Source organism: Tardiphaga robiniae (assembly GCF_013359755.1).
GTDB lineage: Bacteria > Pseudomonadota > Alphaproteobacteria > Rhizobiales > Xanthobacteraceae > Tardiphaga > Tardiphaga robiniae.
The window spans coordinates 477,205-497,813 of record NZ_JABMCJ010000094.1 but is presented as its reverse complement, the minus strand read 5'-3'; the positions used below and the strand labels follow the sequence as shown (position 1 = coordinate 497,813).

The window sequence follows — 20,609 nt, the reverse complement described above, 5'->3', positions numbered from 1 at the left end:
GCTCTAGTCCACTTCCTCATACATCGAATCCATCTGCGCCGCGAACGGCGTCGCGCGCGGCGGCGGCGCTGCGGGCGCGCGGATGATCCGGCGTTCGAGCTGTTCACGGTTCTGCTGCTCGACGAATTTCACTGCGAAACCGCCTTGGAGATGGCGCACCACGCGGCCGACGCAGGCGCCGACGGCGAGCGGCGTGCCGACCTCCGGCTGCACGTCGGCCGAGATCGCGGCGCCGGACACGGACATGTCGATGACGAAGCAGTTCTTCATACTGCCGTCGGCGAACGTCAGCATGGAATGCGGGCTCGCGGGAATGAGGCGGGCCTGCTTGCGCTCCTCGCGCACCGTGGGGTCTTTCTGGAATTTCTCCAGCCAGGTCAGCTTGTCCGAGAGCTTCTGGCGCATCGGCGGCGTCATATTGAGTTCGAGCAGGAAGCTGCCGGAGATGGTATCGCTGATGCGACCTTCGAGCTGACCGAAGTCGCCGAAATAGGGCGTGATGCGATCGCCGATACGGCCGACCACCGGCACATCGACAATCATCCGGAACGGCGAGACGCGGCTGGTCCGGCAGGCAAAGCTGCGCGGATTGCCTTCGGAATCCAGCCAGTTCGACAGCGTATATTGCCCGCTGACAACGACGTTGACAGCCCGCTGCTTGAGGAATTTTTCGACGGACACAGGTTCATCCTCTACGGTACATTTCCACCACCATAGAAAACCCAACCACGCCAGCATTTGCGCCCGCCTTGGTTATTGCGTTACTTATATACCCCTTCAAGTTGAGGAAATATTACCGGCAAAATCCCGGCGATTGGCGCTATGGAGCCCAGAGGCTTCTCTGCCTCAGCCGGGCACCCGCCCCTTGATGGCATTGGCGCGGGCACTGCAGGTGATACGGCCGGTTGCATCCTCTGAAAGTCCCGTCCGGACGCGCGATTTGAGCTGCACAATCTCCTCCGGCGTCATCGCCGTCAGAGCTGCCTTCACCGATGGCCCTGCAGACGAGGCCGACCAGAAGTCGTCGAAATCGGTGAAGGCACGGGTGACATCGATCACGCGGGTTTCGACGTCCACCAGGCCGGCGGAGGTCCACAGCAACTGCATCACGTCGAGGCGCGATGCGTCCACGCTCGGCGGAAGCGACGGCATCTGGCCCATCTTCAGCAATTCACCCAGGATCGGCTGCAGCGGAAAGCCGCCGCCATCCATATCCCACGCATAGGCGGCCACCGTGCCGCCGGGTGACACGACACGCACCATCTCCGCAACGCCCTTCGACGGCTCCGGCACAAAGAAGATCACCAGCGCCATCACGGCGACATCGAAGGATTTGTCGGAAAACGGCAGCGCCATCGCGTCGCCCAGATGAAACGCCGCCATCGCGGCGCCCGGCCGTGTCCGCGCATAGGCAAGCTGCGGCTCCGAGGGATCGATGCCGTCGATCACCGACGGCGCATGGCGCTCGGCGATCAGCTGCGTGAAGGCGCCGTTGCCGCAGCCGACATCGACCCAGGCAAGACCCGGCTTTGGCGCCACCCAGTCCAGAAAGACCTCGCCGGCGCTGCGGCTCCAGACGCCCATCATCCGCTCATAGGACGCGCCGTCGTTGAAGCGGATGGAGGGAGACGATGCGTCGGTCATGGGGAGTCCTCAATACAGTGTTGGCGGCAGATCATGGCCGGAAATGCCGGGCGCGCAACCACGTTGCCTTCACGGTGGGATCGGCGTGATGCGCACGCATCGGCACAGTTGTTGCTTGGTTTATCGCAAGCAGAACAGTTCGCGACGTCCCGAGGCGTCACCCTGTTACAAAGGAGAGCGAGATGAAGGTCGGCGTATTCATTCCAATCGGGAACAATGGCTGGTTGCTCTCTGAAAATGCCCCGCAATACATGCCGACTTTCGACCTCAACAAGGAGGTGACGCTAAAAGCCGAACATTACGGACTCGATTTTGTGCTCTCGATGATCAAATTGCGTGGCTTCGGCGGGAAAACCGAATTCTGGGATCACAATCTGGAATCCTTCACCTTGATGGCCGGGTTGGCCGCAGTGACCAAGCGAATAAAACTGTTCGCCACGGCGGCGACGCTCGTGATGCCTCCCGCGATTGCCGCGCGCATGGCTGTGACCATCGATTCGATTTCACATGGCCGCTTCGGCCTCAATCTCATCACGGGCTGGCAACGTCCCGAATATTCGCAGATGGGGCTTTGGCCGGGCGATGAATATTTCGCACGCCGTTACGAATATCTGTCGGAATATGTCGAGATCCTTCGCGAGCTTTGGCAGACCGGCGCCTCGGATCGTAAAGGTGAATTTTTCCGGATGGAGGACTGCCGCGTCAGCCCGCGACCGCAAGCCGATATGAAGATCATTTGCGCCGGCCAAAGCGGCGCCGGAATGGCCTTCTCCGCAAAATACGCCGACTACAATTTCTGCTTCGGCAAGGGCATCAACACCCCGACCGATTTTGCGCCCGCCGCCGAACGGCTGATCGAAGCCACGCATGACACAGGCCGGCACGTGACGACCTATGTGCTGTTCATGGTGATCGCGGCCGAGACCGATGAAGCCGCGTTCGCAAAGTGGGAACACTACAAAGCCGGCGTGGATCACGAAGCGGTCGCCTGGCTGGGCGTACAGGGTGCCGTCGACACCAAGTCAGGCAAGGACACCAACATCCGCCAGATGGCCGACCCGACATCAGCCGTGAATATCAACATGGGAACGTTCGTCGGCTCTTTCGCAAATGTCGCCCGCATGCTCGACGACGTCGCCACCGTGCCGGGCACCGAGGGCGTGTTGCTCACCTTCGACGATTTCGTCCAGGGCGTTGAGGACTTCGGACAACACATTCAACCCTTGATGACATCGCGTAAGGGAGTTGCGGAGGCGGCGGCAGAGGCATTGAAAGACATGTGACTGTCGATATCAAAAAAGAGTCGCCGACAAGGTCAACCCCGACTCGGTGTCACCTCTGACACTTTGGACACCAGAAGGTCGACCGCCCGTTCTGCACGAAACGTTTCACGATCCCCGAACACCCATCGGTCTGGCACGGCTCGCCTTCGCGGTCATAGACCTGAAACGAGTGCTGGAAGTAACCGAGCTCGCCATCGGTCTGGCGGTGGTCGCGCAGCGACGAGCCGCCGGCCTTGATGGCTTGGTTCAGCACCTCGTGGATCGCGATGACCAGTCGTTTGGAATGATCGGTCGGTTCGCCTTTCTTGGTCGCGAGTGTCGCCGCCAGTCGCCGCGGCGACAGATGCGAGCGAAACAGCGCCTCACAGACATAAATGTTGCCAAGGCCGGCGACGACGCGCTGATCCAGCAGCGCGGCCTTGAGGCTGGTCTTCTTGCCTGCGGTGGCGCCGGCCAGCATCGCCGCATCGAAGGCATTGCCCAGCGGCTCGGGGCCGATGTCCTTCAGGAACGGCTCGTTCTCGATCTCGCTGCGCGCAAAGATCTTCATGAAGCCGAAACGGCGGGGATCGTTGTAGATCACCGACGGGCCCGACGACATATGGAAGACGACGTGATCGTGTGCCCGCTCGTCGCTGCGCGGATGATGGAAGGCACCTGGCATCACATTTTCTTCATCACCTGCGACAGCAGCGGGCGCATCGGACACCACCCGGAACGAACCGGACATGCCCAGATGCATCAGCAGCACGTCGCCGGAATCCAGATCCGCCAGCAGATATTTGGCGCGGCGGCCCAGGCTTGTCACGACCCGCCCCTGCAACCTGCCGGCAAAATCCGGCTGAAACGGAAACCGCAGGTCCTTCCGGCGCAATTCCAGGCGGGTGATCCTGGACCCCTCCATGGCCGGCTGCAGGCCGCGGCGGACAGTCTCGACTTCGGGTAATTCAGGCATGATTCACGTCATTCACCTTGAGATGGGGACGTGATAGCCCCATTGCCGCAGGCGCGCTATGGTCCGCCGCGATGAGGCTTTTGAGATGAAAACGATGGATCAGCCGGGCGAAACCACCCATTTCGGCTTCAGGGACGTCCCCGTGGGCGACAAGCAGACGCTGGTGAACGATGTGTTCCACAGCGTGGCACGGCGCTACGACCTGATGAACGATCTGATGTCCGGCGGCATGCATCGCGTTTGGAAGGACGTGATGATCAACGCGCTCAACCCGCCACGCTCGGACGCGCCGTTTGCCCTGCTGGACGTTGCCGGCGGCACCGGCGACATTTCCTTCCGCGCTGCCAAGGCGTCGGGCCTCGGCTTCTCGGCGACGGTCTGCGACATCAACACCGGCATGCTCGATGTCGGCCGCGAGCGCGCCATTACCCACCATCTCGAACATCAGGTCTCCTTTGTCGAGGGCAATGCAGAAGAGTTGCCATTCGCCGACAAGAGCTATGACGCCTATACGATCGCCTTCGGCATCCGCAACGTGCCGCGCATCGACCGCGCGCTCGCTGAGGCCTATCGCGTGCTGAAGCCGGGCAGCCGTTTTCTCTGCCTCGAATTCTCGACCGTGGATGTCCCCGGCCTCGACAAGATCTATGACCTGTTTTCGTTTAAGGTCATCCCGCCGCTCGGCAAGGCCGTCACCGGCGATTCCGAATCCTATCAGTATCTCGTCGAATCGATCCGCAAGTTTCCGAAGCCGCCAATTTTCGCCGACATGATCCGCGAGGCCGGCTTCTCCCGCGTGAAGTACGAACTCCTCTCGGGCGGCATCGTCGCGCTGCATTCGGGCTGGCGTTTGTGATCTCGGCACTCAATCATATGGCGCGGCTGGCCCGCGCCGGCTTCGTGTTTGCGCGCGAAGGCGTGTTCGGCGTCGTCGATCCCTCGCTGGTGCCGCCGCCGGGACAGCTCGCGCTACGCATGGCGCGGCTCATTGAGCGGCCCGGCGCGAAATCGGGCGCGCGGCTGTCGCGCGCGCTGACCCGGCTGGGACCTGCCTATCTCAAGCTCGGCCAGTTTCTCGCGACGCGGCCCGACGTGGTCGGCGTCGCCATGGCGCGCGATCTCGAAAGCCTGCAGGACCGGCTTCCGCCGTTCTCCCTGACCGAAGCCGAAGGTGTCGTCGCCGCTTCGCTGGAACGCCCTGTGGCGCAGCTCTATGCGAGCTTCAGCCCGCCGGTCGCCGCGGCCTCGATCGCGCAGGTGCATCGCGCCGAGATCGACAAGGATGGTGTCCGCAAGGTCTACGCCGTGAAAGTGCTGCGCCCGAATGTCGCCGCGCAATTCCGCCGCGACCTCGGCGATTTCGCTTACGTCGCCCACAAGGCCGAGGAGCATTTTTCCGAAGCGCGGCGCCTTCGCCTGATCGAGATCATCACCACCATGTCGCGCTCGGTGGCGATGGAGATGGATCTTCGGCTCGAAGCCGCAGCACTCTCCGAGATGGCGGAGAACACCCGCAACGATTCGGATTTCCGCGTGCCGGAAGTGGACTGGGATCGCACCTCGCACAATGTGCTGACGATGGAGTGGATCGACGGCATCGCGCTGAACGATCACAAGGGCCTGGAAGAATCCAACGTCGATCTGCCGGACCTTGGCCGCAAGGTGATCCAGAGTTTCCTGCGCCATGCGCTGCGTGACGGCTTCTTCCATGCCGACATGCATCCGGGCAATCTGTTCCTCGATCCTGACGGCCGCCTCGTCGCCGTCGACTTCGGCATCATGGGCCGGCTCGGTCTGAAGGAGCGCCGCTTCCTCGCGGAGATTCTGCTGGGCTTCATCACCCGCAACTATCGCCGCGTCGCCGAAGTCCACTTCGAGGCCGGCTATGTGCCCGGCCACCATTCAGTAGAAAATTTCGCGCAGGCAATCCGTGCCATCGGCGAGCCGATTCACAATCGCACCGCCGAAGAAATCTCGATGGCCAAGCTGCTGACGCTGCTGCTTGAGGTCACCGGCCTCTTTGATATGCGCACGCGGCCGGAATTGATCCTGCTGCAGAAGACCATGGTCGTGGTCGAAGGTGTCGCACGAAGCTTCGATCCCAAGCTCGACATCTGGAAGGTCGCCGATCCCGTTGTCCGCGAATGGATCGAGCGCAATCTCGGCCCATTGGGCAAGATTCAGGGCGCGCTCGCCGGCGCCGGCGAACTCGGCAAGGTCGCCGGCAGTCTGCCGGCCCTGGCAACACGGGCGCTGACGGTGCTGGAACAGTTGGAGACCATGACCCGCGACGGCGTCAGGCTCGACGACGCAACCATCGCCGCCATCGCGCGGGCACGGGCCAAGCAGCTCCGCTGGCGCACCGTGGGCGTCTGGGTGATCGCTCTGTCGTTTCTGGGACTGCTGCTCTCGATTCGCTAAGACTGATTGCAGTGCTGGCATTTTATGCTAGCATTGCCATCAGAATAGCGCGAGACGCCTCATGGCCAGCCTGACGATCCGCAAGCTCGACGACTCCATTCGCGATGAATTGCGGCTGCGTGCCGCCCGCAACGGACGGTCGGTTGAGGACGAGGTGCGGGTCATTTTGCGCCAGGCGTCGCAAGACGGCCTCAAGACTGACGCAAGCTTTCCGCAAGACGCGCCAACCCCGGAAAACCCATCCAAGCCATTGAAATACATCGGCGATCAGCTCCGCGTCACGCTGATCATCGGCGGCGGAATCGCGGCCTATAAAGCGCTCGATCTGATCCGCCGGCTGAAGGAGCGGCAGATCCATGTCCGCGTGGTACTGACCCGCGCCGCGCAGCAATTCGTCACGCCGCTGGCCGCCAGCGCCCTGTCCAACGAGCGCGCCTATACCGACCTGTTCGATCCACAGAGCGAATTCGATGCCGGGCATATTCGCCTTGCGCGTGAATGCGATCTCATTGTTGTGGCACCTGCGACGGCGGACCTGATGGCGAAGATGGCCAATGGCCTTGCCGATGATCTGGCCTCTGCGATTCTACTCGCGGCCGACAAACCGATCCTGATCGCGCCGGCGATGAATCCGCTGATGTGGAATAACGCCGCGACGCGCCGCAATGTCGCGCAGTTGCAGCGTGACGGCGTGCGGATGATCGGACCGAATGCCGGCGAGATGGCCGAACGCAACGAAGCCGGCGTCGGTCGGATGGCCGAGCCGACCGAGATTGCGATTGCGGCTCACACCTTCCTGCGGCCGCCGCGCGCACAACCGCTGGCGGGCAAGCGCGTGCTGATCACTGCAGGCCCGACCCATGAGCCGATCGATCCGGTGCGCTACATCGCCAATCGCTCGTCCGGCAAGCAGGGCTATGCGATTGCCGCCGCGGCACGGGCAGCAGGCGCCGAGGTCATTCTCGTCTCGGGCCCGGTCGATCTCGACGAGGTGCCGGGCGTGTCGATGACGCATGTCGAATCCGCGCGCGACATGCTCGCCGCGGTTCAAGCCGCACTGCCAGTGGACATCGCGATCTTCGCGGCGGCCGTTGCCGACTGGCGCGTCGTCAATGAAGGCGCCCAGAAGCTGAAGAAGACCGCCGGTGCTGCGATGGCGCCGCTGCAGCTCACGGAAAATCCGGACATCCTCGCGACGATCTCAAAACTCCCCGAACATCGTCCACCCCTCGTGATCGGTTTCGCCGCCGAGACCGAACACCTGATCGACAACGCCAAAGCCAAGATCGCGCGCAAGGGCTGCGACTGGATCGTCGCCAATGACGTATCGCCCGCGACCGGCATCATGGGCGGCGACAACAATACCGTGCATCTGCTGACACGCAGCACGGACAGCGCGGATATCGCAGTTGATTCGTGGGCGCCGATGAGCAAGGAACAGGTCGCAACGACCCTGGTCGCGCGAATCGCCGACGCGGCGACATCAAATAAATCGACGCAATCCACGAAAGACCAATCATGAGCGCTGCCATCCCCGTTCAGGTCGACGTCCAGCAGCTCCCGCATGGCGCTGGCCTCGCGCTACCGGCCTATCAGACCGCGCATGCTGCCGGCCTCGATCTGCTCGCCGCGGTTCCCGAAGACCAACCGATGATTCTCGCCCGCGGCAAATATGCGCTGGTGCCGACCGCACTGACCATCGCGCTGCCGCCGGGCTATGAGGCGCAGGTGCGCCCGCGCTCCGGCCTTGCCGCCAAGCACGGCATCACCGTGCTGAATTCACCAGGCACCATCGACGCCGATTACCGGGGCGAGATTGGCGTGCTGCTGATCAATCACGGCCCCGCGGATTTCACGATCAAGCGCGGTGAGCGAATCGCCCAGATGGTGATCGCGCCGGTCACGCATGCGGAACTTGTGGTAGTCGCGGCGCTCAGCGAGACCGAACGCGGCAGCGGTGGCTTCGGATCCACCGGCCGCTAGCGCGTATTTCGTCACATCGCGCAGCATTTGAATCAAAAGCGCCTGCATTTTTTAACCGGGGACTCTGCGTTCACGGTCTGGACTCTTACCCGGCGACTCCCGAAGCGGATATTGTCGAACGATTCGCGATCGGTGAGGGGCTGGTCGGGAAGACGTGCGGTTTGGGGCGAATGATGTCAGGCGTGATCGCGGCGATGCGTCGGACCTTGCTGTCGTGCACTTCTATGGTGCGCGACGGGCTTGTCGGCATCAGTGCGTCTGCACTTCTGGCCACCTCCTCGGCGTCGGCCGCTGACGAACCCTTCATTACCCAGACGCTCGCCAATCTGCTCGATCTCGATCGCCAGGAAATCGCCGCGCTGACGACCGCCACAGCGGTGCTCGGCTTCTCCGTCGTTTCCGCCATCCTGTTGATGCACAATCGTATTCGCTCGGCCAAGACCGAAGCGAAGCTGCGCGCCGAACTGCATACGCTGCAGGTTGAATCCGACCGCTTTCGCGCCTTGCTGTTTACCGAGCCGCAGGTGCTGATCGCCTGGGCTGCGGGCGAAACCCGTCCCGATATCTCCGGCGACACCGCATTGATGATGTCGCAGGATCCGCAGCAGCATCAGCCGCAGCGCATTCTTGCGTTCGGAACATGGCTGCCGCCGGAACCCGCGCTGCGGATGGATCACGCCGTCGACGCACTGCTCGATGCCGGCGAAGGCTTTGTGCTGAATCTGACGACCTCGAGCGGCCGCGCCATCGAGGCGATGGGTCGCGCCATCGGCGGTCAGGCCATTGTCCGGATTCGCGAATTGAGCGGTTTGCGCCGCGAGCTCGCCGAAGTCTCGCTGCGTCACAAGGAACTGGCTGAGGAAGCCGAGGTTCTCCGCGGCTTCGCCAATGCCGCGCCATGGCCGATCTGGGCCAAGCATGCCGATGGCCGATTGAGCTTTGTCAATGCCGCCTATGCGCGTGCGACTGAAGCGGCTGATACGGGCGATGCGGTCGGTCGCAATCTGGAACTGCTGGACAGCGACGACCGCAGCAGCCTGGCGCGTGCGCTGAACGACAACCAGCCATTTGCCGCGCGCGTGCCGATCGTGATTTCCGGCGAGCGCCGCATCTTCGACGTCCACGCCGCCAAGGTCGCCAGCGGCAGCGCCGGCATGGCGATCGACGCCAGCGAAGCTGCCGCGCTATCAGCCGCCTTGGTGCGGATGGCCGAGGCGCATCGCCGCACGCTCGACCAGCTGTCATCGGGCGTCGCCGTATTCGACGGCCAGCGCCGCCTTGCCTTCTACAACGACTCCTATCGCCGGCTGTGGGATCTCGACCGCACCTTCCTCGACGGCAATCCCGACGATTCCAGTGTGCTCGACCGTCTCCGTGCTGCGCGAAAACTGCCGGAGCAGCCCGACTTCCGCGCCTGGAAGGCCAAGCTGCACGAAGCCTATCGTGCCGTCGAAGCTCATAAGGATGTCTGGTATCTGCCGGATGGCCGCGCGCTCTCGATCGTCACCACGCCGAATCCCGAAGGCGGCGTCACCTATCTGTTCGACGATGTGACCGAGAGCCTCGAACTGGCGCGGCGCTTCGATGGCCTGATCCGCGTTCAGCGCGAGACGCTCGACAATCTTGCCGAGGCCGTCGCGGTGTTTGGCAGCAACGGCCGCGCGCAACTGTTCAATCCAGCTTTCGCCAAGATGTGGAAGCTGTCGGACGAAGCGCTGGAGCAGCGTCCGCATATCGAAATGGTCGAAACCTGGTGCCGGCCATTGTTCGACGACACTCCGACATGGCAGGCGATCCGCAGCGCGATTACCGGGATCGACAATCGCAAGTCTGTTCCGCTCAAGCTCGAGCGCAAGGACGGCAGTGTGCTGGCCTGCATGACCATGCCGCTGCCTGATGGCGCGACCATGCTCACCTTCCAGGACATTTCGGACGCCGAGAATGTCGAGCGCGCGCTGCGCGAGCGCAACGAGGCGCTCGAGACCGCCGACCAGATGAAGGTCGATTTCGTCCACCACGTCTCCTACGAGCTGCGCTCGCCGCTGACCACCATCATCGGCTTCGCGCATCTGCTCAGCGATCCCGTGACCGGCCCGCTGATGCCGAAGCAGGCCGAATATCTCGATTACATCACCACCTCGACCGGCGCGCTGCTGGCGATCATCAATAATATTCTGGATCTCGCCACCATCGATGCCGGCGCGATGACGCTGAATCTCGGCCCGATCGATATCCGCAAGACCATCTCGGCGGCGGCCGAAGGCATTCAGGATCGCCTGGTGCGCGACCGCATCGCGCTGCAGATCGACGTCGACCCCGCCATCGGCAGCTTTACCGGCGACGAAAGCCGCGTTGTGCAGGTGCTGTACAATTTGCTCGCCAATGCCGTCGGCTTCTCGCCGCATGATGCTGCAATCACGCTGACCGCGCGACGATCCGAACACACCATCACCTTCACCGTCACCGATCGCGGCCCCGGCATTCCGCCCGAGGTGAAGGACAAGGTGTTCGACTGGTTCGAAAGCCACGCCAATGGCTCGCGTCATCGCGGCGCAGGACTCGGCCTGTCGCTGGTGCGCTCCTTCGTCGAATTGCATGGCGGCAAGGTCCGCGTCGATTCCGCAGTCGGCAAGGGCACCACCGTCAGCTGCGACTTCCCCATCGACCAGACCGCGCATCGCAACGCCGCCGAATGACCGACCCCATCATAAACGAGCCCTGCACATTTTCGCTGGCGCTCGCAAATGAGACGGCCACTGCGCAATTGATGGCCGACCTCGCTCTGCTGATCGGCCCCGGCGATGTCATCACCCTCTCGGGCGATCTCGGCGCCGGCAAGACGGCCGCGGCACGCGCGATGATCCGCTATCTCGCCAGCGATTCTGAACTCGAAGTGCCGAGCCCGACCTTCACGCTGGCGCAGAACTATGACCTGCCGTCGTTTCCTCTCATCCATGCCGATCTCTATCGTATCAACGACGCGAGCGAACTCGAGGAGATCGGCCTATCGCCGTTGCCGGACGACGTGGTGGCGCTGATCGAATGGCCGGAGCGCGCCGATGGTACGCTGCCGCCGGATCGTATCGATATTGCGCTCAGCCATCGTCCGGCACTGGGCTCCGTGGCGCGTGCTGCGGAGATCACCGGTCACGGCAAGGCCGCATCGACCGTTCTGCGCCTGAAAGCACTGCGTGAATTTCTCGAAGAGGCGCGCTATCTCGATGCTATCAGACAGCGCATGGCCGGCGATGCGTCGACGCGCTCCTATGCGCGGTTGATCCGCGGTGATGACGTCTTCATCCTGATGAATGCGCCGAAGCGGCCGGATGGTGCGCCGGTCTATGACGGCAAGTCCTACAGCGCAGCGGTGCATCTGGCGGAGGACGTCAGACCGTTCGTCGCCATTGCGAACGGTTTGCGCGCGCAGGGGATCTCCGCGCCGGCGATTCATCACGCCGATCTCGATGCGGGTTTCCTGATCACCGAGGATTTCGGCACAGCGCCGGTGACCGAAGGCGAGCCGCCGGCACCGATCGCCGAGCGCTATCAGGTCGCGACCGACATGCTGGCCCTGCTGCACAGCAAGTCGCTGCCGGAAACGCTGCCGCTGTCGCCGCATGTCGATTACGCCATTCCCGTCTTCGACACGGATGCATTGCTGGTCGAGATCGGCCTGATGCCGGAATGGTATCTGCCGGACCGCGACGCGCCGCTCGCAGATGACGCACGCATTGAATTTGTCACGATGTGGCGCGAGCTGCTGGCGAAACCCGCTGCGGCGCCAAAGACCTGGGTACTGCGCGACTTCCATTCGCCGAATATCATCTGGCTCGACGATCGCGAGGGCATCAACAAGGTCGGTGTAATCGATTTCCAGGACACGGTGCTCGGCCCCGCCGCCTATGATCTCGTCTCGCTGCTGCAGGACGCGCGTATCGACGTGCCCGAGCATCTGGAGCTGACCATGCTGACGCGCTACATCAAGGCGCGGCGCGCGACCGATCCCGCTTTCGATGCCGCGGCTTTCGCCGAGCTCTATGCAATCATGTCGGCACAGCGAAACACGCGACTGCTTGGTACATTTGCGCGGCTCAACCGCCGCGACGGCAAGCCGCATTATCTCAAGCACCAGCCACGGATCTGGACCTATCTCAACCGCTCGCTGGCGCATCCGACGCTGACGCCGTTCCAGCAGTGGTATGCGGCGCATGTACCACCGCCGCGGGCCTAACACTTCCTTAACTACTTATTAGTCGCACGCGCTCTATCCTGCGCTTGAGCCCCGCACGTTCGGGGCTTGGCGTACTGGACAAGGGACGTGTCATGACGGAGCGGCGTGCCGGAGATCGGGTCGTTTTCGAGCGCGGCTTTCCTGCGCACATGATGGGCATCGACGGCACCTGGCGTCGCTCCTGCATCATGGAAGATATTTCCGAGACCGGCGCCAAGCTCACCGTCGATGGTTCTGTCGAAGGATTGAACCTGAAAGAATTCTTCCTTCTGCTCTCATCAACCGGACTTGCCTATCGCCGCTGCGAACTCGGCTGGGTCAATGGCGACCAGATTGGTGTGAATTTTCTCAAACCCAACGACAAAAGGAAAAAGACGAAACGTTCCGAGACGCAGGAGGCAGAAACGTGACTGTGCAGGCGGGTGTAATTGTCGCATCCGCGTCATCTCGGCCCATTATGGCTCGATAGGTTCATGCATGCGACACGCCGCCGTGTTACCATCATTTCAGCTCAAAAATTCAAGAACGATTCCATCAAGGCCCATCATTCTACCAAGGCCAATGTCGCTATGTCCGTAAAACCCACCAAAGCAATGGTTCTCGCCGCCGGTCTCGGCCTGCGCATGCGACCGCTCACCGACAACTTGCCGAAGCCGCTGGTCCCTGTCGCAGGACAGCCGCTGCTGGATCACGTGCTCGACAAGCTCGCCGCTGCTGGCGTGACCGAAGCCGTCGTCAATGTGCATTACCTGCCCGACCAGATCATCGATCATGTCGCGACGCGCACCAAACCGAAGATCACCATTTCCGATGAGCGCGATCAGGTGCTCGGCACTGGCGGTGCCGTGGTGAAGGCGCTGCCGCTGCTCGGCTCCGAGCCGTTCTATCATCTCAATGCCGACACGATGTGGATTGACGGCGTGCAGCCGAATCTCGCGCGTCTTGCGGAGGCCTTCGATCCCGCACGTATGGACATCCTGCTGCTGATGGCGCCGACCGCCAACAGCATCGGCTATGCCGGCTGCGGTGACTACGCGATGCTCACCGATGGTGCGCTGCGTCGCCGCAAGGAGAATCAGGTCGTGCCGTTCGTCTATGCCGGTGTCGCGATCCTGTCACCGGCGCTGTTCAAGGATGCGCCATCCGGTGAATTTTCGCTGACCAAACTGTTCGATAAGGCCAACGAGCAGGAGCGCCTGTTCGGACTACGCATGGAAGGCGTTTGGATGCATGTCGGCACGCCCGACGCCGTGCGCGCCGCGGAAGATGCGTTCCTCGCCAGCGTCGCCTGAGTTTCCTGCGACTCCCGTCACCTTTCCAACCATGCCATGATGCACCCTGATCACGAATCAGGGTGTTCATGCGCGTCTTCAACATTCCATCCTCTGCGCCGTTCCTGCGCACGCTGATCACCGCGCTTGTCGACGGTGATCTCGTCGAGGGATTTTCCGCGCGCGGCGCGCCGGAGAAACTGGCTGAAGTCACCCTGTATCTGCCGACACGCCGCGCCGGCCGCATGGCGCAGGAGATATTCCTCGACGTGCTCGGGACCGACGCCGTGCTGCTGCCGCGTATCGTTCCGCTAGGGGATGTCGACGAGGAAGAACTGGCCTTCGCGCAGGCAGCATCGCCTGAGGCGCTCGAAAGGCTCGATGCACCTCCCGCGCTCGACGGATTGCAGCGCCGGCTTCTGCTGGCGCAACTGATTGCCGCCTGGGCGAAGCAACTCGCACCCGGCGATCCCACGCAGACACCGCTCGTGGTCGGTGGCCCGGCCTCGACACTGGCGCTGGCCGACGACCTCGCGCGGCTGATGGACGACATGGCGACGCGCAAGGTCGACTGGAGCGCGCTGGACGGGCTGGTGCCCGATGCGCTCGATCAATACTGGCAGTTGACGCTGCAGTTCCTGAGTATCGCCAGAAACGTCTGGCCGGACATCCTCGCCGCACACAATGCAATTGAACCCGCGATTCGCCGCGACCTCTTGATCGACGCCGAAGCCGCGCGCCTGAAGGCGCACAAAGGCGGCCCGATCATCGCAGCCGGCTCGACCGGGTCGATGCCGACGACAGCGAAGTTTCTGCGCGAAGTCGCGCAGCTACCCATTGGCGCCGTCGTGTTGCCGGGGCTCGATACCGACCTTGATGACGCCGCATGGAATCTGATCGGTGGCACCAGGGATGCGCAAGGCCGGGTCGAATCCTCGGCATCGAATCATCCGCAATTCGCGCTCCATGCGCTGCTGGAACGTTTCGGTATCACGCGCCGCGATGTGACGACGCTCGGCACACCGTCGCCGCGGGGCCGCGAATTGCTGGCCTCGGAAGCGATGCGGCCGTCCAATGCCACGGCGCAGTGGCATACGCGGCTGGCGCAGCCCGTCGTCGACCAGAAAATAGCGGCCGGCATGCAGAAGCTCTCTGTGATCGCCGCCGCCAATCCGGAAATGGAAGCGCTGGCCATCGCCATTGCCATGCGCGAAGCCCATGAACTGAAGAAGTCCGCAGCCCTGGTGACGCCAGACCGCGCACTGGCGCGCCGGGTGATGGCCGCGCTCGGGCGATGGAATCTGATCTATGACGATTCAGGCGGCGACGCGCTGACGGAAACCTCGGCCGGCATCTTCGCGCGCCTCATTGCCGAAGCTGCGGCAGAACAGCTTGAACCGGCCACTTTGCTGGCGCTGTTGAAACATCCGCTGTTTCGTCTCGGCGCCACGCCGAACGCATGGACAGATGCCATCGAGACGCTCGAACTCGCACTCTTGCGCGGCACGCGGCCGACGCCCGGCACCGCGGGACTCGCACAGGACCTCGCGCGCTTCCGCGACGAACTCGGCAAGCTGCGCCGCCGCGAAGCGTCGATGCTGCACGGTGCCGAGCCACGCGCAAAACTCAACGATGACCGCCTCGACCGCGCGGAAGACCTGATCGCGGCATTGCGCGCAGCGCTCGCGCCGCTGGAGAGCATCCACCCCATCAGGCCCATCGATTTCGCCGAGGTCGCGCTGCGACATCGCGAAGCGATCAAGCTGTTGTCGCGCGACGACAGAGGCAACGATGTCGCGTTCGTGGGGCGCGAAGGCACGGCGCTGACCAAGGCGTTCGACGATCTCGTCGTCATGGAGACCATCGACTCCGAGAGCGGCAGCGAGGAACGGCTGCGCCAGAGCGGGCTGATGATGCAGGTCCGCGATTATCCCGATGTGTTCCACACGGCGTTTTCCGACCGTATCGTGCGCCGGCCGGAAGTCGCCAATGCCAGCTTGCGCATCTACGGCCAGCTCGAAGCACGGTTGACTCAATCGGACCGCGTGATCCTCGGCGGCCTTGTCGAAGGCATCTGGCCGCCATCGCCGCGAATTGATCCCTGGCTCAGCCGGCCGATGCGCTATCAGCTCGGCCTCGATTTGCCGGAGCGCCGCATCGGTCTCACCGCGCATGACTTCGTGCAATTGCTCGGCACCGAAGACGTCATTCTCAGCCACGCCGCGAAAGTCGGCGGCGCGCCCGCCGTCGCATCGCGCTTCCTGCATCGTCTCGAAGCCGTCGCCGGCGAGGCTCGCTGGGAGGCCGCGCTGGCTGCCGGCGAGCATTATGTTCGCTATGCCGAAGAACTCGATCGCCCCGAACAGGTCACGCCGATTGCCCAGCCGGAGCCGCGGCCGCCACGCGCGGCGCGCCCGCTCAGGCTCTCGGTCACTGCCATCGAGGACTGGCTGCGCGATCCCTATACGATCTACGCCAAATATATTCTGGGTCTCTTGCCGCTCGATCCCGTCGACATGCCGCTATCGGCTGCCGACCGGGGATCGGCGATCCATGCGTCACTCGGCGACTTCACGATGGAATACAGCAAGGCGCTGCCGGACGATCCCGCCGCTGCTCTGCGACGGATCGGACAGACACACTTTGCGCCCCTGATGACGCGGCCGGAAGCGCGTGCGCTGTGGTGGCCGCGCTTCCTGCGCATTGCATCGTGGTTTGGCGCCTGGGAGATCGACCGTCGCATCAATGTCGCCAGCATCGATGCGGAAGTGCGCGGCGAGATCGCGATCCCACTCGATCACGGCCGTGTCTTCCACCTCTCGGCCCGCGCCGACCGCATCGAACATCGCAGCGACCGTACTTTTGCACTCTTGGACTACAAGACCGGCCAGCCGCCGACCGGCAAACAGGTGCGCATGGGCCTGTCGCCGCAGCTCACGCTGGAAGCCGCGATCCTGCGCGAGGGCGGCTTCAAGGGCATTGCTGCCGGCTCGTCCGTCAGCGAGCTGGTCTATGTCCGGCTCAGCGGCAACAATCCGCCCGGTGAACCGCGGTCACTCGCACTCAAGATCGAGCGCAAGGACGAGCCGCAGTTACCCGACGACGCCGCGATCGAAGCGCGCGCCAAGCTGGAAGCGCTGATCCGCACCTTCGAGGACGAGGCCACTGCCTATACGTCACTCAGCCTGTCCATGTGGTCGAACCGCTATGGCAGCTATGACGATCTGGCCCGCATCAAGGAATGGTCGGCCAATGGTGGCTCTGGGGGAGGCGAGTCATGAGCGGCCCGCGCAATATCCCGCCGGCCGCGAGCGCCAGGCAGCAACTGGCATCCGATCCGGCATCATCGGTGTTCGTCTCGGCCAATGCCGGCTCCGGCAAGACCTATGTGCTGGTCAATCGCGTCATACGCCTGTTGCTTGACGGCGTCCCACCCGAGAAGATTCTCTGCGTCACCTTCACCAAGGCGGCGGCCGCGAACATGGCGGAGCGCGTCTTCACACGGCTCGGCCACTGGGTCACGCTGGATGACGCCGCGCTCGATGCGGAAATCAGGAATGCCGGCGTTCCCGCCTCGAACAGCAGGCTGCGTTCGCGTGCGCGTGAGCTATTCGCCAGCGCGCTTGAAACGCCGGGCGGGCTGAAGGTGCAAACCATCCACGCGCTGTGCACGCGGCTGCTGCAGCAATTTCCGTTCGAAGCCAATGTGCCGGCGCGGTTCAGCGTGCTCGACGACCGCGACCAGAACGAGATGATGGAACGCGCCAGCCTGCAGGTGCTGCTGCACGCGGCGGCTGCGCCCGACAGCGCCGAAGGCCGCGCGCTGACGACCGCCATGACATCGGCGGCCGACGTGACATTCCGCGACGTTGTCCGCGAGGCGAGTCTGTCCCGCGACCAGTTCCTGGCCTGGATCGAACGTGCGGGCTCGACCGACGCTGCGATGGCGCAGCTCTCGGCGACGCTGGGCGTCGGGCCCGGAGACAGCCGCGAGAGTGTCGAACTGGAGATCATCGACGGCCCGCATCTGCCACGCGAGCGCTGGATACCCGCCGCGGAAATCTTTGAGACTGGCAGCAAGACCGATAACGATCAGGCAGCGCGGCTGCGTGAGGCTTTGGCGTTGTCCGGTACCGAACAGGTCGAGAAATATCTCGAACTGTTCCTGACCAAGGACCAGTCACTCCGCAAATCGCTTGCGACCAAGAAGATCGCCGACAGCCGGCCGGATCTGCTGGCGGCCCTGCAGCGCGAGGGCGATCGTGTAATCCCGCTGCTGGAGCGCCGCCGCGCCGTCGCGATGCGCGAACGCACCCAGTCGCTGCTGGTGATCGCCAGTCAGGTCGCGGAGAATTATCGCCGCGAGAAGAACGAGCGCGGCCTCCTGGACTACGACGACCTGATCGCGCGCACGCTGGAGATGCTCGATCGGGTGTCGTCGAGCTGGGTGCATTTCAAGCTCGATCGCGGCGTCGATCACGTGCTGATCGACGAGGCGCAGGATACCTCGCCGCGGCAATGGGACATCATCACCCATCTGATCTCGGAATTCACCTCCGGCGAAGGTGCGCGCGACGGGCTCAAGCGCACGATCTTCGCCGTCGGCGACGAGAAGCAATCGATCTTCTCGTTCCAGGGCGCAGCACCGCGCGAATTCGATCTGCGGCGCAAGGCGCTCCAAAGCCGCTTCAAGGACGCCGGGATGAAATTCGATCCCATCGCGTTCAGCCATTCTTTCCGGTCGGGCTCAGCCATTCTGCGATCGGTCGACCACGTGTTTCGCGAGGAAGCGATCTTCCGCAGTATCCACGCCGTCGAGAACGGCTATCCGATTCATGAGACGCTGGACGATGCCGGTCCCAGCCTGATCGATCTGTGGGAGCTGGAGCAGCCTGACGACCGGCCAAGCATCGAAGGCTGGCAGGCGCCGTTCGACAAGCGCTCCGAGACCAGCCCTGAAGTGAAACTCGCCCGCCGCGTGCAGACCGAGATCAAAGACTTGATCGCGGCGAAGACGGAGACCGGGCCCATCGGCAAGCGTCGCGCGCTGCGCTATGGCGACATGCTGGTGCTGGTGCGCCGCCGCGGCAAGGCCTTCGACGCCATCATCCAGGCGCTGAAACATGCCGGCATTCCCGTCGCCGGCGCCGACCGGCTGAAGCTCACCGAACATATCGCCATCATCGACCTGATGAACCTGGCCGACGCGCTACTGCTGCCGCAGGACGACCTGGCATTGGCGACCGTATTGAAGAGCCCGCTATTCGGCCTCGATGACGATGACCTGTTCAAGCTGGCCTATGAGCGCACGGGATCGCTGCGCGACGCACTCGGCGAAAAGGCGGTGAGCGATCCCAAGCTCGGCGGCGCTTTCAAGCGGCTCATCGCTTGCGAGAAGCGCTTTGCCAGCGAGACGCCTTTTGCGTTCTATGCGTGGCTGCTCGGCGGTGATCACGGCCGCGCGCGCATCCTGCGTCGGCTCGGCCATGAGGCCAATGACGCGCTCGACGAATTTCTCGAACTCGCGCTGGGCTATGAGCGCAAGGCGCCGGCCTCGCTGCAGGGCTTCGTCGCCTGGCTGCGCGCCGCCGACACGGAAGTGAAGCGCGACATGGAGATCACCCGCGACGAAGTTCGCGTGATGACCGTGCATGGCGCCAAAGGCCTCGAAGCACCGGTCGTATTCCTGGTCGATACCACATCGTCGCCGGCGGATTCGCAGCGACTCAATTTGATCCATCTCCCGCAGGGCAACGCCGCACCGAACAGCCCGGGCGTCGTGGTCTGGGCCGGCAAGAAGGCGGACGATCCGCCAGCAGTCGCGGCGGCGCGCGCCGACATGATCCGCGATACCGAGGACGAATATCGCCGGCTGCTTTATGTGGCGATGACGCGCGCGGCCGATCGCCTGATCGTTGGCGGCTGCATGCCCGGCAACCGCAACGAGGTGCGGCCGCTGTCCTGGTACGACCTGATCCAGAAGGGCCTGGAGAATTCCGGGCTGCAGATGCAGAGCGTGCCGCCGCCGGACGGCGTGGTGAAACGCTATACGCGCGTGGAAGACGTGACACCGGCGCCTGGCGCGATAGCGTCTGTCGCAGCAGGTGCGCCCATCGTGCTGCCATCCTGGATGCGCGACAAGGTCGGCGACCAGCCGCGCCGCGAAAGCCTGCTGCGGCCATCGGATGCCGACGACGATGACGACGGGCGCGGCCAGCGTACCGGTGAATCCGAGCGGCTGCGCCAACTGGCCTTACAGCGCGGCAACCTTGTGCACCGGCTGCTGCAATCGCTGCCCGACATCGCCGCCGAAAAGCGTCGCGAGACCGCGCTGAATTTCCTCGCTCGCAACGCCAATAACTGGACCGATCTCGACCGGGTGGCGCTGGCCACGCAGGTGCTGTCGCTGATCGGCGATCCGCGCCTCGCGGAACTGTTTGCCCCCGGCAGTCGCGCCGAGGTGGCGGTGGCCGGACGACTGACGCGAAAGGACGGATCGCCTGTGCTCGTCTCGGGCCAGATCGACCGGCTGGTCCTGACCAAAACCGAGATCCGGATCGTCGACTACAAGACCAACCACAACCCGCCGCGCAAGCTGATCGAGGCGCCCAAGGCCTATATCCGGCAGCTGGCGCTGTATCGCGGCGTGCTCGCCAAGTTATACCCAGATCGGCCGATCCGGGCCGCCTTGCTCTGGACGGAAACGCTTGAAATGATGGAGATTTCCGGTGCTGCGCTGGACGCGGAGCTGGCCGCCATCATCTCACTGTGACCAACCTTGACCCGGCAAGGGGGCGTTCATAGGTTGGATGCATCATTCC

14 protein-coding genes are annotated in these 20,609 nt (G+C 63.5%); 11 read left to right on the top strand and 3 right to left on the bottom strand.

The window, feature by feature from the left end; all coding sequences use genetic code 11:
- Positions 1-3: 3 nt before the first annotated feature.
- Complete coding sequence (locus tag HP556_RS28660; RefSeq protein WP_338117628.1) at positions 4-681, bottom strand: PilZ domain-containing protein; 678 nt, start codon at positions 679-681, stop codon at positions 4-6.
- Between the two features lie 165 nt (positions 682-846).
- Positions 847-1,644 carry a class I SAM-dependent methyltransferase gene (locus HP556_RS28655; protein ID WP_175369420.1) on the bottom strand — a complete coding sequence of 266 codons (798 nt, stop codon included), beginning with the start codon at positions 1,642-1,644 and terminating at the stop codon, positions 847-849.
- 182 nt (positions 1,645-1,826) lie between these two features.
- Here HP556_RS28655 and rutA point away from each other — a divergent pair, with 182 nt between their 5' ends.
- Positions 1,827-2,927 carry a pyrimidine utilization protein A gene (gene rutA, locus HP556_RS28650; RefSeq protein WP_175369419.1) on the top strand — a complete coding sequence of 367 codons (1,101 nt, stop codon included), beginning with the start codon at positions 1,827-1,829 and terminating at the stop codon, positions 2,925-2,927.
- A gap of 49 nt (positions 2,928-2,976) precedes the next feature.
- On the opposite strand, the gene mutM is transcribed toward rutA, so the two are convergent.
- Positions 2,977-3,882, bottom strand: a complete 906-nt coding sequence (gene mutM / locus HP556_RS28645) for a bifunctional DNA-formamidopyrimidine glycosylase/DNA-(apurinic or apyrimidinic site) lyase (RefSeq protein ID WP_175369418.1) — start codon at positions 3,880-3,882, stop codon at positions 2,977-2,979.
- A 94-nt stretch (positions 3,883-3,976) separates the two neighbouring features.
- Here mutM and ubiE point away from each other — a divergent pair, with 94 nt between their 5' ends.
- From ubiE to addA, 10 genes are all read left to right on the top strand, one after another.
- A complete protein-coding gene (gene ubiE, locus HP556_RS28640) occupies positions 3,977-4,738 on the top strand; it encodes a bifunctional demethylmenaquinone methyltransferase/2-methoxy-6-polyprenyl-1,4-benzoquinol methylase UbiE (protein ID WP_120288096.1) in 762 nt (253 codons plus the stop codon).
- The gene (ubiB, locus tag HP556_RS28635) at positions 4,735-6,303 is read left to right on the top strand and encodes a 2-polyprenylphenol 6-hydroxylase (RefSeq protein ID WP_093757889.1); all 1,569 of its coding nucleotides are present in this window, start codon (positions 4,735-4,737) and stop codon (positions 6,301-6,303) included. Before ubiE ends, ubiB begins: the two co-directional genes overlap by 4 nt.
- Before the next feature lie 61 nt (positions 6,304-6,364).
- Entirely contained in the window at positions 6,365-7,825 is a 1,461-nt protein-coding gene (gene coaBC, locus HP556_RS28630) for a bifunctional phosphopantothenoylcysteine decarboxylase/phosphopantothenate--cysteine ligase CoaBC (RefSeq protein WP_175369417.1), read from the top strand.
- The gene (dut, locus tag HP556_RS28625) at positions 7,822-8,286 is read left to right on the top strand and encodes a dUTP diphosphatase (RefSeq protein ID WP_120287740.1); all 465 of its coding nucleotides are present in this window, start codon (positions 7,822-7,824) and stop codon (positions 8,284-8,286) included. The genes coaBC and dut overlap by 4 nt, the downstream gene beginning before the upstream one ends.
- A 173-nt stretch (positions 8,287-8,459) precedes the next feature.
- On the top strand, positions 8,460-10,982 hold the full coding sequence (locus HP556_RS28620) for a PAS domain-containing sensor histidine kinase (protein ID WP_175369416.1): 2,523 nt from the start codon (positions 8,460-8,462) through the stop codon (positions 10,980-10,982).
- A gap of 11 nt (positions 10,983-10,993) precedes the next feature.
- Positions 10,994-12,517, top strand: coding sequence for a tRNA (adenosine(37)-N6)-threonylcarbamoyltransferase complex ATPase subunit type 1 TsaE (gene tsaE / locus HP556_RS28615; RefSeq protein WP_175369623.1), 1,524 nt, complete (start codon positions 10,994-10,996; stop codon positions 12,515-12,517).
- Between the two features lie 92 nt (positions 12,518-12,609).
- Positions 12,610-12,927, top strand: coding sequence for a PilZ domain-containing protein (locus HP556_RS28610; RefSeq protein ID WP_175369415.1), 318 nt, complete (start codon positions 12,610-12,612; stop codon positions 12,925-12,927).
- Between the two features lie 159 nt (positions 12,928-13,086).
- The gene (locus tag HP556_RS28605; RefSeq protein ID WP_089266886.1) at positions 13,087-13,809 is read left to right on the top strand and encodes a nucleotidyltransferase family protein; all 723 of its coding nucleotides are present in this window, start codon (positions 13,087-13,089) and stop codon (positions 13,807-13,809) included.
- A gap of 68 nt (positions 13,810-13,877) precedes the next feature.
- Positions 13,878-17,069, top strand: coding sequence for a double-strand break repair protein AddB (gene addB, locus HP556_RS28600; RefSeq protein WP_175369414.1), 3,192 nt, complete (start codon positions 13,878-13,880; stop codon positions 17,067-17,069).
- Positions 17,066-20,560 carry a double-strand break repair helicase AddA gene (gene addA, locus HP556_RS28595; RefSeq protein WP_175369413.1) on the top strand — a complete coding sequence of 1,165 codons (3,495 nt, stop codon included), beginning with the start codon at positions 17,066-17,068 and terminating at the stop codon, positions 20,558-20,560. Before addB ends, addA begins: the two co-directional genes overlap by 4 nt.
- Positions 20,561-20,609: the final 49 nt, after the last annotated feature.

Excerpts from the sequence above, each read along its gene's own strand:
- HP556_RS28655 (WP_175369420.1), bottom strand. The coding sequence starts at position 1,644 with ATGACCGACGCATCGTCTCCCTCCATCCGCTTCAACGACGGCGCGTCC.
- HP556_RS28605 (WP_089266886.1), top strand. The coding sequence starts at position 13,087 with ATGTCCGTAAAACCCACCAAAGCAATGGTTCTCGCCGCCGGTCTCGGC.
- ubiE (WP_120288096.1), top strand. The coding sequence starts at position 3,977 with ATGGATCAGCCGGGCGAAACCACCCATTTCGGCTTCAGGGACGTCCCC.
- addB (WP_175369414.1), top strand. The coding sequence starts at position 13,878 with ATGCGCGTCTTCAACATTCCATCCTCTGCGCCGTTCCTGCGCACGCTG.
- coaBC (WP_175369417.1), top strand. The coding sequence starts at position 6,365 with ATGGCCAGCCTGACGATCCGCAAGCTCGACGACTCCATTCGCGATGAA.
- rutA (WP_175369419.1), top strand. The coding sequence starts at position 1,827 with ATGAAGGTCGGCGTATTCATTCCAATCGGGAACAATGGCTGGTTGCTC.
- addA (WP_175369413.1), top strand. The coding sequence starts at position 17,066 with ATGAGCGGCCCGCGCAATATCCCGCCGGCCGCGAGCGCCAGGCAGCAA.
- HP556_RS28610 (WP_175369415.1), top strand. The coding sequence starts at position 12,610 with ATGACGGAGCGGCGTGCCGGAGATCGGGTCGTTTTCGAGCGCGGCTTT.
- HP556_RS28620 (WP_175369416.1), top strand. The coding sequence starts at position 8,460 with ATGTCAGGCGTGATCGCGGCGATGCGTCGGACCTTGCTGTCGTGCACT.
- mutM (WP_175369418.1), bottom strand. The coding sequence starts at position 3,882 with ATGCCTGAATTACCCGAAGTCGAGACTGTCCGCCGCGGCCTGCAGCCG.
- dut (WP_120287740.1), top strand. The coding sequence starts at position 7,822 with ATGAGCGCTGCCATCCCCGTTCAGGTCGACGTCCAGCAGCTCCCGCAT.